General features: G+C 70.4%; 13 protein-coding genes. 4 read left to right on the forward strand and 9 right to left on the reverse strand.

The genetic code is table 11. The annotated features are described in order from the left end of the window. The first annotated feature begins 69 nt into the window (after positions 1 to 69). Genes EAO79_RS16380 through EAO79_RS16390 form a run of 3 tightly spaced genes read left to right on the forward strand, consistent with a single transcriptional unit; the run spans position 70 to position 3,112 of the window. Positions 70 to 1,236, forward strand: coding sequence for a sensor histidine kinase (locus EAO79_RS16380; RefSeq protein ID WP_124769619.1), 1,167 nt, complete (start codon positions 70 to 72; stop codon positions 1,234 to 1,236). Then, entirely contained in the window at positions 1,233 to 2,465 is a 1,233-nt protein-coding gene (locus EAO79_RS16385) for a hypothetical protein (RefSeq protein ID WP_124769620.1), read from the forward strand. Before EAO79_RS16380 ends, EAO79_RS16385 begins: the two co-directional genes overlap by 4 nt. Next, on the forward strand, positions 2,462 to 3,112 hold the full coding sequence (locus tag EAO79_RS16390; RefSeq protein WP_056012577.1) for a response regulator transcription factor: 651 nt from the start codon (positions 2,462 to 2,464) through the stop codon (positions 3,110 to 3,112). The genes EAO79_RS16385 and EAO79_RS16390 overlap by 4 nt, the downstream gene beginning before the upstream one ends. 203 nt (positions 3,113 to 3,315) lie before the next feature. Here EAO79_RS16390 and EAO79_RS16395 read toward each other — a convergent pair whose 3' ends face one another. The 7 genes from EAO79_RS16395 to EAO79_RS16425 form a co-directional block, all read right to left on the reverse strand. Next, positions 3,316 to 4,617, reverse strand: a complete 1,302-nt coding sequence (locus tag EAO79_RS16395; protein ID WP_124769621.1) for an MFS transporter — start codon at positions 4,615 to 4,617, stop codon at positions 3,316 to 3,318. Positions 4,618 to 4,694: 77 nt separating this feature from the next. Next, complete coding sequence (locus tag EAO79_RS16400) at positions 4,695 to 5,003, reverse strand: thiamine-binding protein (protein WP_064295260.1); 309 nt, start codon at positions 5,001 to 5,003, stop codon at positions 4,695 to 4,697. Between the two features lie 2 nt (positions 5,004 to 5,005). Further along, on the reverse strand, positions 5,006 to 6,235 hold the full coding sequence (locus EAO79_RS16405; RefSeq protein ID WP_241160914.1) for a glycosyltransferase 87 family protein: 1,230 nt from the start codon (positions 6,233 to 6,235) through the stop codon (positions 5,006 to 5,008). Between the two features lie 89 nt (positions 6,236 to 6,324). After that, the gene (locus tag EAO79_RS16410) at positions 6,325 to 7,866 is read right to left on the reverse strand and encodes an FAD-dependent oxidoreductase (RefSeq protein WP_124769622.1); all 1,542 of its coding nucleotides are present in this window, start codon (positions 7,864 to 7,866) and stop codon (positions 6,325 to 6,327) included. A 58-nt stretch (positions 7,867 to 7,924) separates the two neighbouring features. Further along, positions 7,925 to 8,812: an FAD:protein FMN transferase gene (locus tag EAO79_RS16415; protein WP_124769623.1), complete on the reverse strand. Its 888-nt coding sequence runs from the start codon at positions 8,810 to 8,812 to the stop codon at positions 7,925 to 7,927. 20 nt (positions 8,813 to 8,832) lie between these two features. Further along, complete coding sequence (locus tag EAO79_RS16420; protein ID WP_124769624.1) at positions 8,833 to 9,360, reverse strand: FMN-binding protein; 528 nt, start codon at positions 9,358 to 9,360, stop codon at positions 8,833 to 8,835. A 149-nt stretch (positions 9,361 to 9,509) separates the two neighbouring features. Continuing rightward, positions 9,510 to 10,373 (reverse strand): ADP/ATP-dependent (S)-NAD(P)H-hydrate dehydratase, encoded by an 864-nt coding sequence (locus EAO79_RS16425; RefSeq protein ID WP_124769625.1) that lies wholly within the window; start codon positions 10,371 to 10,373, stop codon positions 9,510 to 9,512. Positions 10,374 to 10,513: 140 nt separating this feature from the next. Here EAO79_RS16425 and EAO79_RS16430 point away from each other — a divergent pair, with 140 nt between their 5' ends. After that, positions 10,514 to 11,590, forward strand: coding sequence for an NADH:flavin oxidoreductase/NADH oxidase (locus EAO79_RS16430; protein WP_124769626.1), 1,077 nt, complete (start codon positions 10,514 to 10,516; stop codon positions 11,588 to 11,590). Between the two features lie 75 nt (positions 11,591 to 11,665). Here EAO79_RS16430 and EAO79_RS16435 read toward each other — a convergent pair whose 3' ends face one another. Together EAO79_RS16435 and EAO79_RS16440 are read right to left on the reverse strand one after the other, a co-directional pair. Next, the gene (locus EAO79_RS16435) at positions 11,666 to 12,715 is read right to left on the reverse strand and encodes a hemolysin family protein (protein ID WP_064295254.1); all 1,050 of its coding nucleotides are present in this window, start codon (positions 12,713 to 12,715) and stop codon (positions 11,666 to 11,668) included. Continuing rightward, complete coding sequence (locus EAO79_RS16440) at positions 12,712 to 14,031, reverse strand: hemolysin family protein (protein ID WP_124769627.1); 1,320 nt, start codon at positions 14,029 to 14,031, stop codon at positions 12,712 to 12,714. Before EAO79_RS16440 ends, EAO79_RS16435 begins: the two co-directional genes overlap by 4 nt. Positions 14,032 to 14,176: the final 145 nt, after the last annotated feature.

Genomic DNA, 14,176 nt, shown 5'->3' on the forward strand with positions numbered 1-14,176 from the left:
CGTCTGTCCGACACCCGTTCCGCGGCGGTCGTGTCACCCGATAAGGTGACTCCTCAGAGGAGCGTGAGCATGGATCGGGTGGCGAGGACCCAGCGACGGCTGCTGCTGCGCACGACGCGTCTCTTCGGACTCGCGGGGTGCGTCACGGCCGCGATGATCCTCAGCGTCCCGGGCGTCGTCTCGGGAGGTCGGTACACCGTCCTCCTCGTCCTCGTCGCCGCCCTCGCGCTCACCCACGTGGCCGCCGAGCAGTACGACGGCCGTCGGTGGGTGGTGCTGGTGTTCCTGGTCGGTGTCGGGGTCGTCATCGTGATCGGTCTGTCCGACGGGAACACCGGCCAGGTCGGCTCCGCCAGCGCGATCGCCGCGATCACCTCCCTCGGCATGGGCGCCGTCGCGGCCCGACTCGTGCCGCTCCGGCGCACCTGGCCGCTGCTCCTGACCGCGTTCGTCGTGACGGCGGTCACGATCATCGTCGTCACCGGGCCCACCGCGCTCACGATCCCGACCATCGGCCTGACCGCGGTCGTGTGGATCGCGATCGGCGCCTTCGGCGGGTGGCTCGACACGAGCATCCCCCGACTCATCCGTCGGGTCGACACCATCGGCAGCGCCTACAACGCGGAGCGGCTCGCGAGTCAGGCCGAGTCGCAACGACGACAGGACGCACGACTCCTGCACGACACCGCGCTCGCGACCCTCACCATGCTCGCCCACTCCGGACGAGGCGTCGATGCCGCCGCCCTCCGCTCGCAGGCCGGGAACGACGCGCATCTGCTCCGCAGCCTCCGCCTCGGCGAGGAGCTCAGCCCCGTCTCCTCCGGCTCGTACATCCTGCAGCGCGGTGCCGACTTCACCCTCGACGAGGGCATCGAGGCCGTGACGGACCGGTTCGCCGGGCTCGGCCTCACGGTCAACGTCTACGGCGGTGGACAGGCGAACCTCGACCCACGTGTGCGGGAGGCGTTCCTCCTCGCGCTCGGGGAGTGCCTGGAGAACGTCCGGCGTCACTCCGGCGTCGACTCGGCCGACGTCACGGTCTCGATCGACGAGCTGACCGCCCGACTCCTCATCACCGACACCGGCACCGGGTTCGATCCGTCGGCCGTGCCGGACGGCCACCTCGGCGTCGCGGAATCGGTCGTCGCGCGCATCCAGGAGGTCGGTGGACAGGCGCGCGTCTTCTCCGCCCCGGGGGCCGGGACGACCGTCATCCTGGAGGTCCCGCAAGCATGAGTGTCGACGCCCTCGTTGAGGCCACCGGGCCGACCCGGCGCTACCGCCATCGGCGCGCCATCGACCGGCAGCGCTCGTCACTCGGAACGACACAGCTCGGCATCGGACTGTCGGTGTCCGGCCTCATCCTCGTCGTCTACGCCGCGATCCGATTCGTCGGATCGGTCCACCACTATCCGCGACCACTGCTCAGCGTCGTCGCCTGGCTGCTGCTCACCGCGGCGATCGCGTCGACCTTCCTCCTGCTCCGCCGTTCCGCGTTCCACCTCTCGGACCGGCTGTTCGTCGCGCTCCTGATCCAGCTGGTGGTGGTCGCCGCACTCGACCTCGCGAGCGTCTGGAGTCGCGACGCCGTAGGGGTCTATCCGACGGCGGCAGCGGCGGTCGGCGGCGTCCTGCCCGCGGTCGTCACCCTCCGCCCGGTCCGCGACATCGCCGCCGCGACCGTGGTGCTCGGGCTGATGCTCGTGGGGTCGATCCTCACCGTCACGCGGACCCAGACCGCGACACTCGGGGCCGAGTTGCTCTTCGCCGCGGTCGCCGTCGTCCCGCCGCTCATCGCCTGCGCGATCGTCTCCCAGTACCGGCGGATCGTCCGTCTCGAACTCGACCGGGTCATGGTCGCCTCCACCGTCGCGAGCGTCCGAGACGCACTGGGGTTCTTCGACTCGGAGGAGCTCGTCACCCTCGACCTCGAAGCGGAGGAGCTGTTCGTCGGTGTCGCCGACGGCTCGGTCGACCTCCCGCTCAGCCCCGAGCTCGCCGCGCGCGCCTCCCGTCTCGCGACCGAGCTCCGACGTCATCTCATGTCCGAGGGCAAGGAGTCCTGGCTCGAGCACGCGTTCCAGGAGTCGTCCGTGCTGTCTGACCGCGCGACCCTGCGCGACCCCGAGCGACTTGCGACGTATCTCGCAACGGATCAGCGGGATGGCCTGCTCTCTGCAGTATGGTTGCTCCTCGGGGAAGCAGATGCGCAGAGTGCCAGAGCTGTGCTGACGCTCGGACCGGTCGACCGCTCCGAACGACCGGGCCGATCTGGTGCGCTCGTCATCCCGATCGTCCTCGAAGCGGTCGGAGTGCAACGCGCCAAGGTGGATCCCGCGGTGTGGGAAGCGCTCGGACGCGTGGGCAGCTCTACGGACACGTACCAGAAATCCCGGATCAGGATCGAGATCGACAGCACCGTCGACAATCCTGCTGCGGGCCAGCGGAAAGGGGAACGTCAATGACGTCACAGGAGTCTCGCATCAGGGTCGGCATCGTCGATGACCACCGGATGCTGCTCGGTGCGCTCACCGAATGGATCAGGAGCGTCGCCGACGACATCGAACTCGTCGTCGTGACCCCGTCCTGGCCGGAGCTGCTGACGCACCCCGCCTTCCCCGTCGACGTCCTGCTGCTCGACGTCGACCTCAAGGACAACGTCCCGGTCGCCGTCAAGCTCGCGACGCTGAAGACCACGGGCGTCACGACCGTCCTCATGAGCACCTACAGCGACCCGGCGGTCGTCCGCGAGGCATTGGCCGCCGGTGCCCTGGGCTACCTCGCGAAGAGCGAGGACGCCGAGACCATCGTGCACGCCCTCCGTGCGGCGTCACGCGGTGAGTCCTACATCTCCCCCGAGCTCGACCTCGCCCTGGCGAGCGGCGCCTCCGGGACCGGCCCCCGCCTCAGCGCGCAGGAGCGTCGCGTCATGGCGCTGTACGCCGCGGGTGAGCCCGTGAAGATGGTCGCCGAGAGCCTCGGCATCTCCGACGAGACCGCGAAGAGCTACCTCAAGCGCATCCGCGAGAAGTACCGGAACGCCGGCATCGACGTCGGCACGAAGGTCGCCCTGCGCAAGCGGGCGATCCTCGACGGCATCATCGTCGACTAGCAGCGCGGTGCGCCGACGCGAGCGCGCGGGTATCGGTTCCAGCGCGGTGCGCTGACGCGAGACCGCATTGTTCGGCGTGAGCGCTACCCGGAGACGTCGGCGCGCATCTCCGGAGACCCGCGCTCACGCGTGCGGGGTGCGCTCGTGCGAGCGCACCGCGCTGGCACCCCACCCCACGGGCCGGGACGGGCGCCGGGTATCGGTCAGACGGGGATCGGTGCCGTCGGCGGATTGCGGTCCGCGATCCTACGCTCCTCGGCGTCGTTCGCCCGCAGGAGTTCGCGCCGGAGCTGCCGACGTTCGACCGTGAAGCTCGTGATGACGATTCCGAGGCCGATCACGGTCAGCCCCACACCGGTCCAGACCGGGGCGAGGTAGCCGAGGCCACCAGCGATGACCACACCGCCGAGGAAGGCGCCGAGCGCGTTGCCGATGTTGAGCGCCGAGTGGTTGAGCGCGGCGGCGAGCGACTGACTGTCACCCGCGACGTCCATGAGCCTCGTCTGGATCGCCGGACCGAGGCCCTGCGACGCGAAGCCGACCGCGAAGACGAAGAGGAACATGGTCGGGGTCCACGTCGCGGTGAGTGCCAAGGCGGTCAGGACCACGATCATGAGCGCGAAGAAGACGATCAGGGCCCGCTTCACCCCGCGGTCCGCGAGATGCCCGCCGACCAGGTTGCCGATCGTCATGCCGACCCCCATGGTCGCGAGCGCCCACGGGACGAGTGTCGCCGACTCCCCCGCGACCTCGGTCACGAGGGGCGCGAGATAGCTGTAGACGGCGAAGAGCCCGCCGAACCCGATGGACCCGAACCCGAGCACGAACCACACCTGGCCGCGACGGAAGACACGGAGCTCCCGACGCATCGTCTGCTGCGGGTTGCCCGCCTGCACCGGCACGGCGAACCAGATGGTCACGGTCGCGAGCGCGAAGATGCCGGTGACGATGAGGTAGGCGGAGCGCCACCCGAACTCCTGGCCCACCCAGGTCGCGAACGGCACGCCCACGACGTTCGCGATCGTCAGCCCGGTCATGACGAGCGCGACGCCCTTGCCGCGCTTCCCGGGCCCCATGAGACTCGCGGCGACGAGGGCGGCCATGCCGAAGTAGGCGCCGTGCGGCAGCGCCGCGACGAACCGTGCGAGGAGGACGAGGCCGAAGCTCGGCAGGACCGCGGACGCGAGCGTGCCGACGGTGAACGCGACGCCCAGCCAAAGCAGGACGGTCTTGCGCCGGTATCGCGCGACGAGTGCGGCGATCGTCGGCGCACCGACGACGACGCCGAGCGCGTAGGCCGTGATCAACCAGGCGGCCTGCGCGTTCGCCTGCTCCTGGCTGCGAGCGGCCAGCTCGGGCAGGAGGTCGGTCGCGATGTTCGGCAGCAGACCCATCGCCACGAACTCGGTCGTGCCGATGCCGAAGGCCCCGACGGCGAGCGCGAGGATGGCAAGACGAATGCGGGTCGGCGACAGCTGCGTCGACCCGTCCAGGATGGTGGGCATGGATCGAGTGTACGGGAATCCTCGAATCGATTCGAGTCCCCCGAGCGGCAAAACCGGACCACCGCTGCCCGATGGGCTCAGCCGTCGTTCTCGAGCGCTGCGTCGAGCCGGTCGAGCTTGGCGGTCAGCTCACCCGTGTAGCCAGGACGGATGTCGGCCTTGAGGACGAGCGAGACCCGGCTGCCGTAGGCGCCGACCGCCTCGGTGGCGTCCTTGATGACCGCGAACACCTCGTCCCACTCCCCCTCGATGGTCGTGAACATGGAGTCGGTCCGGTTGGGCAGGCCGGACTCGCGGACGATCCGCACGGCCGCGGCGACCGCGTCGTGGACGGAACCGTCCGAGTTGCCGGTGCCGCTGGGGGCGACGGAGAAGGCGACGAGCATGGTCACTCCTTGTGGGTTCGAGCGGGGACGAGGATGGACGCCGAGGAGACGTCTTCGTCGTGGTGGTGCGGCGAGAACAACGCGTGGACGGCCCAGCCTGCGAGGACCAGGTAGGCGAGGTTGCGGACCGTCAGCACCGTCACGAGGACCGGGTCGACGTTGAGCAGCCAGAGGTACAGGTAGGGGTAGACGAGCTGCGTGAGCGCGGCGATCATCAGCGCGAGCACGGCCGGCGCGAGGAAGCGCCGACGCTGCAGGACGATCCCGAGGATCACCGGTGCCGCCAACCACATCGCGAACTGCGGTGACCCGACCTTGTTGAAGATGATGAGCGTGAGGACGAAGAGGAGCGACAACGGCGCGAGCACCTGCACGAGGGGGCGTCCGGACCGCACCGCGAGCACCCCGAGGAGCACCGCACCGGCGACGGCGAGGCCGAGGAGCGGCGTCATGACGGCGATCGCCGTGTCGACGCCCGGGCCCGTCACCTGGAAGGTCAGGATGTCGCGGTCGTAGTAGACGAAGCTCTGCGGGACACCCAGGACGGCGAGCCACAGGTAGGCGTTGCCGATGGGCGACTCGATCTGGAGACCACGTCCGGTCTGCTCCGTCACGAAGCTGACGGCGTTCGCACCGCCGAGCACGAGGCCGACCCCGAGGACCACGACCGACGTCGCCGCCGCCGCGACCAGGACCTGACCGCGATGGCGGTGCGCCAGGACGATCGCGCCGATCAGCGCCGCCGGCCAGATCTTCATCCAGGCGGCGAGCGTCAGGAGGACGGCGGCGACCCGCGGGCGGCCGGCGACCCAGAGGAGCCCGACGATCGCGATGGGGACGGTCACGGAGTCGATCCGGGCGAGCGCGATCGGTCCGAGCAGGAGGAGGAACGCGAGCCACCACCATGCCGCGATCAGCCGTGGGCGCGAGTGGCCGTTGCCGAGGAGGACCGCGAACGCCCCGGCGTTCATCGCGGTCACCAGCAGGAGCCAGCCGACGCCGTACCCGGCACTGCCGAGCAGCAGCGGGATCAGCATCGGCACGATCGCGAGGATCGGATAGACCCAGGGCTGGTCGATGGCGGGGATCGGGCCACCGGACGTCGCCTGTTCGACCCACGGCCGGTACACGAGGACGACGTCGCCGAGCGGGAGGCCCTCCGCCACGAGGCACAGCCACCCGACGAGGAGGTGCACGAGGCCGAACCCGCACCAGAGGAGCCAACGCCGCATCACGTGGACCATCCTAGGCTCGTGCCGCCGATGGGACCGGTCCGCCACTCGCTCGACGCCCGAGTGGGTCGGCTCCGCGAGCCTGCTGATCAGTACCCGCTGAAGGCGTCGGTGCGGACGTGTCCGACGCCGATCCCGCGCAGGGCGGGCTTCAGGGCCTCGATCATCGCGGGCGGACCGGAGATGAAGACCTCCCGCTCGGCAAGGTCGGGGACGGCCTCGGCGAGGCGCTCGTGGTCGAGGCGCCCGGGTCCGAGGCCACGCCAGCCGTCCGGCAGCCGGACGTCGTCGGTCGGTCCCACGACGAGCACCGGTGTCCCCCAGGTCTCGAGCTCGGCCGCGTAGGCGAGCTCCTGCGGGTCGGACACGACGTAGACGAGGACGACGTCACGCTGGTCGGCACGGAGGTGCAGCCGGGAGAGCTGGCTGACGAACGGGGTGATCCCGATCCCGGCGGCGATGAGCAGGATCGGCTTGCTCGCATCCTTCGGCAGGACGAAGTCGCCCCACACGCCGGTCGCCGAGAGGCTCGCGCCGACCGGCAGCGCGCTCAGCGCCCGCTTGAAGCTACTGGCCCGCTCGGGCACACGCATGGCCACGCGGATCGTACGGTCGTCGTCGGGCGGCGAGGAGATACTGAAGACGCGCCTCGAACCGCGGACGTCGGCCCCACGGTGTGGCAACGACAGCTCGAGGTACTGGCCGGCCGCGAACGGGATCGAGCGCTTCGAGCTGAACCGGTACTCGACCGCCGTCGGGGTGAGCGCGCGGGTGCCTTCGAGCGTCAGTCGCATCCCCCGACGACGGGCGACGGCGAAGGCCAGCACGTTGCCCACGATGAGCGCGAGCTCGGGGGTCGACGCCACCTGGCCGAGCATGAACGGGATGGAGAACAGCACCGCGACGATCGCCGCCTCGGCGAGCTGCTGCCAGCGCCGCGGTGGAAGCGTGAGCGGCTCGGTGAGCATGAACGCTGCGAGGAAGAGGATCGGGTACGACGTGAGTGGGGCCAGCAGTGCCGGTCCCAGCTCTTGACCGCCGGTGACGAGCCGGACGGTGACGAGCGCCCAGGAGAGCACGATGAAGACGAGTGCCATCGTCAGTCGCTTCGTCCGGATGAGGACGAGTCCGCCGAGGATGACGACACCGGGCAGCAGCCACGGGTTGGCGACCCACCAGACCGACGGTGACACGCCGGGGAGGGTGACGTAGCTCGCCAGCACGCTCATCACGAGTGCGGCGATGGCCGCCGGGTTGAGGACGTGTCGGCCTCGGATCGCGAGCAGGTACTTCGACGCCGAGGCGACCGTGGCGGCGAGGGCGATCCAGGCCAGCGCGGTGGGCTCGCTCGTCGGCCACAGGATGAAGAACAGCAGGAGGGAGGTGATGACGGACGACTCGCTGTGCGGCTGCACCTGGAACAGCGCGCCGAACAGGCGGTTCGTCAGGTAGCCGACGACGAGCAGCGTTGCCAGGGTGGCGAGGAGCTCGAGCGGCTTGTAGAACACCTGCCCGAACAGCGACAGCACGAAGGCGTAGATCGCGAGGGTGCCGAGTGACAGCGTCACGAGGCGGTACATGGTGACCCGCCCGAGGACGGTGCCGAAGAAGGAGCCGGTGCGGCCGTTCATGTGCGGTCTGCTTTCTGGGAGATGGTGCCGTCCGGGCTCAGGCCCTGTGGCGCGTGACTCAGGTGAAGAGTTCGCCGGGGAACCCGACGGACCGGTCGGTGAGACCGGTCGTGAACATACGGACGCTCTCGAAGGTGAACGCCTCCGCCAGGGTCTCGTGATCGGTGAAGAACAGCGCGGTGGCCAGTCCGTCGGCGACCATCGCGTCCGGGGCGGTGACCCAGGTCGCCGCGACGGTCCTCGTCGGTTCGCCGGTCCGGCCGTCGATGACGTGGTGGAGCCCGTCGCCCCAGGCACGACGGTTGGTCGCGGAGGCGCACAGGGCTCCGTCGTCGATCGTCGCGACCCCGATGGCCTTGCTGGGATCGTACGGATGCTCGAGCGCGATACGGAGCGGGTCCGCCGGGCGGGACCCGTGCTCGTGACGCAGGTCGCCCGAGGCGTCGACCGTGAAGGACTCGTGACCGTGGCTGCGGAGGAGGTCCGCGACGAGGTCGACGAGCCGCCCCTTGCCGGCCGCACCGATGTCGATCACGAGCGGGAGGCTCGTCTCGAGCACCTCGCCGTCCCACCGGGCCACGTCGTCCCAGTGCGGGGCGGCGACCGCCGGGCCCTGGGGGACGAGCGAGTAGGAGGCGTCGTAGCCGAGCCGTTCGAGCGAGGTGCCGATGAACGGCGTCACGGCCCCGGCGGTGGCATCGTGCAGACGACGGTACGTGTCGAGCAGTGCGACCGCATCCTCGCGCGCGTCGTCGGGGAAGGCGGTCGAGACCGGGCCGGCGGCGAACCGCGCGATGAACGCGTCGTCCCGGAACCTCGACCACGTCCGGTCGAACCGGTCGATGCACGCGGCGACGGCCTCAGCGGTCTCAGGCGCGAGCGGGAGAGCCGTGTCGAGCTCCCATCCGGTGCCGATCGCCTCGAAGCGCAGTGTCGTCTCGCTCATCGTCGGTCCGGCCCCGCGGCTCAGCCCTTCGCTTCGGTCTTGATCGTGTCGATGGCCGCGTTGAAGCCGCCGCTCGTGAGCGAGGAACCGGCGACCTTGGAGACCTTGAGGCTGTCGATGTCCTTGCCGACCACCTCGGCTGCGATCCCGGAGATGAACTCCGCCTGGTAGCGCTTGCTGTTCGCGCTCTCGGCGTGCGAGACGACGTCGACCGCCGTGACCTTGTCCTCGGCGAGCGTGACGGTCACCGTGATCGACTCGGTGCCGTTCGGCGACTGGTAGCTGCCGTCCGCGGTGTACGAGCCGTCCTGGTAGTCGGTGGCGCCGGAGCCCGCTGCAGCGTCGGTGGAGGTGGTCGCTTCCGGCGCCGCCGTGCTCTTCGTCTCGGGAGACGTGGTCGTGGTCGAGCTGCCGGCGTCGGCCGCCGAGCAACCGGCCAGGCTGCCGACGAGGGTGAGGCCGGTCAGGGCTGCGAAGGTCGTCTTCTTCGCCGCCACGGACAGGCGTGGCGCGCGGACGGGAGGCTGGGTGGTGGTGGGGTTGCGCATCGTTCAATCTCCTCGGGCGATGTGTGGGCCGCGGTGCGGCGGCCGCCGCGGCGAGGTCTCCGCCGCGGTGGCACCAGTGTCCTGAGCTTCCCTATGGGCGAGCTATGAGCGTTCTGGGAGTTGTCCTTCGTCCACCGATGAACGATCGTTCAGCGGAGGAGACCACCGACGACGCCGCGCACCGCTTCGGCCACGTCGAGCGCGGCCAGCGGGCCCTCGGCCGCCGCGGCGTCCCCGGCAGCCGCGTGCAGCAGCACCCCGCTGGCGGCGACGCTCGCCAGGCAGCCGGGGTCGGCGAGCACGCGCTCGGCGTTCGTGGCGACGAGCGCACCGATGATCCCGGCGAGGGCGTCGCCGGTGCCGGCGGTCGCGAGCCACGGCGATCCGCCGGAGACCGTGATGGCGTCGCCGTCCGGCGCGACCACGTGGGTCGTGCCGCCCTTCAGCACCACGACGATGCCGAGGCGGGCGGCGACGTCGGCCGCGTACGACACCGGGTCGGCACGGATGGCCTCGACCTCGGCCGGGCTCCCCAGGCCGCTCAACATGGTCGCCAGTTCACCGACGTGGGGCGTGGCCACGATGCGCCACGACTCGTCGACACCGAACGCCCGCTGGTGGGCACCTGCGGCGACGCGACGGAGTGAACCGGCATCGGCGACGACCGGCTCGCCCCCGTGCAGGGCGGCGTCGAGCAGGGAGCTCTCCTCTCGGGTCAGCTTGCCGGGGTCCATGCCGGAGCCGATGAGCCACGCCTGCACGCGCCCCTCCGCCGTCACGATCTCGGGGCGGCGCTGCAGCACGAGGTTCGCCGGTCGGTCCGCACCGAGGTACCGGACCATGCCGACGCCGGTGCGGATCGCCGCCTCGACGCCGATCACGGCGGCACCCGGGTAGCGTTCCGACCCGGTCACGACGCCGAGGACGCCCCGGGAGTACTTGTCCGATTCGGCGTCGGGCACGGCGATCCAGTCGCGTGCGTCGGCAGGGGTCCAGAGTCGCGGTTCGGCCATGCCATCACCCTAGGCCAGTCGTCGCGGCGGACTGACGCTGAGCCGTCGATCGTCGGTCATCCTGCAGGCGGGAATCCGAACGCATTCCGGAACGTTGGGCCGGGTGGCGACTCCCGTCGCCCCGAGACCCGAGGAGTTCCGTGCCCCAGCTGTTCGATCCGATCACCATCCGCGACCTCACCATCCCCAACCGCCTGTGGATCGCCCCGATGTGCCAGTACAGCGTCGCCGCCCAGGACGGCGTCCCGACCGACTGGCACCTCGTGCACCTCGGCCAGTTCGCGGCGGGCGGCTTCGGCCTCGTCATCTCGGAGGCGGCGGCGATCAGCCCCGAGGGCCGGATCTCGCCCCAGGACGCAGGCATCTGGAACGACGGACAGCGCGACGCCTGGCGACGGATCACCGCGTTCATCACCGAGCAGGGTTCCGTCCCCGGCATCCAGCTCGCGCACGCCGGCCGGAAGGCCTCAACGTTCGCCCCCTGGGGCACCGACGGTCAGGGCAGCGTCCCGATCGAGGACGGCGGCTGGTCGACCGTCGCCCCGTCGCCCGAGGCCTTCCCGGGCTACGCGGTGCCGGAAGCCCTCGACGATGAGGGCATCGACCGCGTCGTCGACGACTTCCGGGCGGCGGCCGTCCGGTCGGTCGACGCCGGCTTCCAGGTGATCGAACTCCACGCCGCGCACGGCTACCTGCTGCACCAGTTCCTCTCCCCGCTCGTCAACCACCGCGAGGACGGCTACGGCGGCTCGCTCGAGAACCGGGCCAAGCTCCTCCTGCGGATCGTCGATGCGGTGCGTGAGGTCCTCCCGTCCGGTCTGCCGTTGTTCGTCCGGTTCTCGGCCACGGACTGGGTGGACGACGGATGGGACGAACACCAGACCGCGACCGTCGCCGCCTGGTGCGCCGAGCGCGGGGCCGACTTCTTCGACATCTCCACCGGCGGAGCCGTCGGCGGCGTCCGCATCCCGCTGTCCCCCGGCTACCAGGTCCCGTTCGCGGCGCACATCGGGTCGACGGGTGTCGACACGAGCGCCGTCGGACTCATCACCGACGCCCAGCAGGCCGCGGCCATCGTCGCCGACGGGCAGGCGGAGGCGGTCATGGTCGCCCGCGAGGCGCTCCGTGATCCGCACTTCGCGTTGCGCGCCGCCACCGAGCTCGGTGTGGAGGTGGCCTGGCCGGGCCAGTACGAGCGGGCCAAGCCGCGCGCCTGAGCGCGACCCCGACACGACGACGGCCCGCACGCGATCGCGTGCGGGCCGTCGTCGTGTCCGTGCTCCGGCGTCCGATCAGCGACGCCGGGTGGCGTCCTGGACCTCGCCGACGAGCTCCTCGATGATGTCCTCGAGGAAGAGGACCCCGGTGGTGGCGCCCGCTTCGTCGAACACCCGGGCGACATGTGCCCCCGAGCGGCGCATCGTGGTCAGCGCGTCCTCGACGTCCGAGTCCTCGAACACCGACACCAGCTGCCTGATGTGCTTCGCGGGCACCGGGCGCTCCTCGTCGCCACTGCCGTCGAGGTCGTCGTACCGCAGGACGTCCTTCAGGTGCAGGTAGCCGATCGGCACCGACTCGTCGTCGACGATCACGTAGCGGGAGTAGCCGTACTTGGCGACGGCGCGCTCCACGTCCGAGGGGGTGGCCTCCTCCGTCAGCGTGATGAGGCTCCCGAGCGGCAGGGCCACGTCGTGGACCTTCTTCTCGGTGAACTCGAACGCCGCCACGAGCGCACCCGTCGAGTCGGTGAGCACACCCTCGCGGGTGGACTGGTCGACGATGGTCGCCACCTCGTCGAGCGTGAAGGCACTGGCAGCCTCGTTCTTCGGCTCCACCCGGAACAGACGGAGGACGGCGTTCGCGGTCGCGTTGAGGGACACGATGATCGGACGGAAGACGCGCGCCACGAAGACGAGCGGCGGAGCGAGCAGCAGGACCGCACGATCCGGGATCGAGAAGGAGAGGTTCTTCGGGACCATCTCGCCGAAGACCACGTGGAGGTAGGAGACGAGCAGCAGCGCGATGATGAACGCCACCGTGCCGATTGTCTCCTCGGGCCAGCCGGTGAGCGCCAACGGCACCTCCAGCAGGTGGTGGATCGCCGGCTCGGAGACGTTCAGGATGAGCAGCGAGCAGACGGTGATGCCCAACTGACTCGTCGCCAACATGAGCGTGGCGTGTTCCATGGCCCACAGCGCGGTCTTGGCGCTCCGGCTCCCCTGCTCGGCGAGGGGTTCGATCTGCGACCGACGCGCGGAGATGACCGCGAACTCGGCGCCGACGAAGAAGGCGTTCGCGAGCAGCAGCACCACGAGCCAGGCGATTCCTGCCCAGTCGCTCATGCGTCACCACCGTCCTCCGACACGACGGGTCTCGGGGTGAATCGGATCCGATCGATCCGTCGGCCGTCGAGTCGCTCCACGCGGAGCGTGCCGTCCTCGAGCTCGAGCTCGTCGCCTGAGACCGCGAGTCGTCCGAGTTCGCTCATGACGTAGCCCGCGACCGTCTCGTACGGACCGTCTTCGGGGACACGCACGCCGGCGCGCTCGAGGAGCTCGTCGGGACGGAGGCTGCCCGGGAAGGTCGTGGAGTCGCGTCCGCGGACCACCCCGGCACGCGAACGGTCGTGCTCGTCGGCGACCTCGCCCACGAGTTCCTCGACGAGGTCCTCGAGGGTGGTCACGCCGGCGGTGCCGCCGTACTCGTCGACCACGACGGCCATCTGGTAGCCGCGTCCGCGCAGCTGCGAGAGCAGTACGTCCAGCTTCATCGTCTCGGGGACGCGCAGGGCCGGCGACTGCAGGGCCGAGACGGGCACCTCGCCGCGTCGGTCGCGCGGGACCGCGATGGCCTGCTTCACATGCACGACACCGGTGATGTCGTCGACGTCGGCATCGGTGACCGGGAAGCGCGAGTGGCCGGTCGACCTCGCGAGGGCGAGCACCGCCTGGGCGGGTTCGCCGCGCTGGATCGACGCGATGCGCGGCCTGGGCGTCATGACGTCCGACGCATCGTGGCTCGAGAAGCGGAGGGTGCGGTTGAGCAGGGTCGCGGTGTCGGCCTCGAGTGTGCCCTCGAGCGCCGATCGACGCACGAGGGACGACAGCTCCTCGGCCGTCCGGGCTCCCGACAGCTCCTCCTTGGGCTCGATGCCCATCGACCGCAGCAAGCCGTTGGCGCTGCCGTTGAGGACGACGATGGCGGGCTTGAACACCCAGGTGAAGGCCGTCTGGAACGGGACGACGAACTTGGCCGTCTGTCGGGGCAGCGCGAGCGCGAAGTTCTTCGGGACGAGCTCGCCGATGATCATGCTGAGCAGCGTGGCGAGGGTGATCGCGACGATCGTCGCCACGACGGCGACGACGCCCTCGGGGATCCCGATGGAGCCGAGTGGACCGGCGAGCATCGACGACAGCGCCGGCTCCATGGTGTACCCGGTGAGGAGCGTGGTCAGGGTGATCCCGAGCTGCGCGCTCGACAGGTGCGTCGAGGTGATCTTGAGCGCTGCGATCGTCATCGTCAGGCGGGTCTCGCCACGGTCGCGGCGGGCCTCGAGGTCGGCGCGGTCGAGGTTCACGAGCGCGAACTCGGAGGCGACGAAGAAGCCCGTCCCGATGGTCAGTACGAGGCCGACGCCGAGCATGATCCACTCAGACATGACGATCCCGTCCGTGCTGAGCGGTCGATGCCGGAGTGGGGGTTCCGTCGCCCGGGTGGGCGGTCGTCGCCCGTGATCGGGTCAGCACGGGGCTGGGATGGTGGCCGGGGGATCTGTCTGAAGGAGGGTCGTCCATTGTGCGGAC

The sequence above is a fragment of the Plantibacter sp. PA-3-X8 genome (genome assembly GCF_003856975.1).
In the GTDB taxonomy this organism is placed as follows: Bacteria; Actinomycetota; Actinomycetes; order Actinomycetales; family Microbacteriaceae; genus Plantibacter; species Plantibacter auratus.

Bases quoted from the DNA above. Each gene is read 5' to 3' on its own strand.
- EAO79_RS16390 (WP_056012577.1), top strand. From the start codon at position 2,462: ATGACGTCACAGGAGTCTCGCATCAGGGTCGGCATCGTCGATGACCAC.
- EAO79_RS16410 (WP_124769622.1), bottom strand. From the start codon at position 7,866: ATGAACGGCCGCACCGGCTCCTTCTTCGGCACCGTCCTCGGGCGGGTC.
- EAO79_RS16405 (WP_241160914.1), bottom strand. From the start codon at position 6,235: ATGCGGCGTTGGCTCCTCTGGTGCGGGTTCGGCCTCGTGCACCTCCTC.
- EAO79_RS16420 (WP_124769624.1), bottom strand. From the start codon at position 9,360: ATGCGCAACCCCACCACCACCCAGCCTCCCGTCCGCGCGCCACGCCTG.
- EAO79_RS16380 (WP_124769619.1), top strand. From the start codon at position 70: ATGGATCGGGTGGCGAGGACCCAGCGACGGCTGCTGCTGCGCACGACG.
- EAO79_RS16440 (WP_124769627.1), bottom strand. From the start codon at position 14,031: ATGTCTGAGTGGATCATGCTCGGCGTCGGCCTCGTACTGACCATCGGG.
- EAO79_RS16425 (WP_124769625.1), bottom strand. From the start codon at position 10,373: ATGGCCGAACCGCGACTCTGGACCCCTGCCGACGCACGCGACTGGATC.
- EAO79_RS16385 (WP_124769620.1), top strand. From the start codon at position 1,233: ATGAGTGTCGACGCCCTCGTTGAGGCCACCGGGCCGACCCGGCGCTAC.
- EAO79_RS16435 (WP_064295254.1), bottom strand. From the start codon at position 12,715: ATGAGCGACTGGGCAGGAATCGCCTGGCTCGTGGTGCTGCTGCTCGCG.
- EAO79_RS16415 (WP_124769623.1), bottom strand. From the start codon at position 8,812: ATGAGCGAGACGACACTGCGCTTCGAGGCGATCGGCACCGGATGGGAG.
- EAO79_RS16400 (WP_064295260.1), bottom strand. From the start codon at position 5,003: ATGCTCGTCGCCTTCTCCGTCGCCCCCAGCGGCACCGGCAACTCGGAC.
- EAO79_RS16395 (WP_124769621.1), bottom strand. From the start codon at position 4,617: ATGCCCACCATCCTGGACGGGTCGACGCAGCTGTCGCCGACCCGCATT.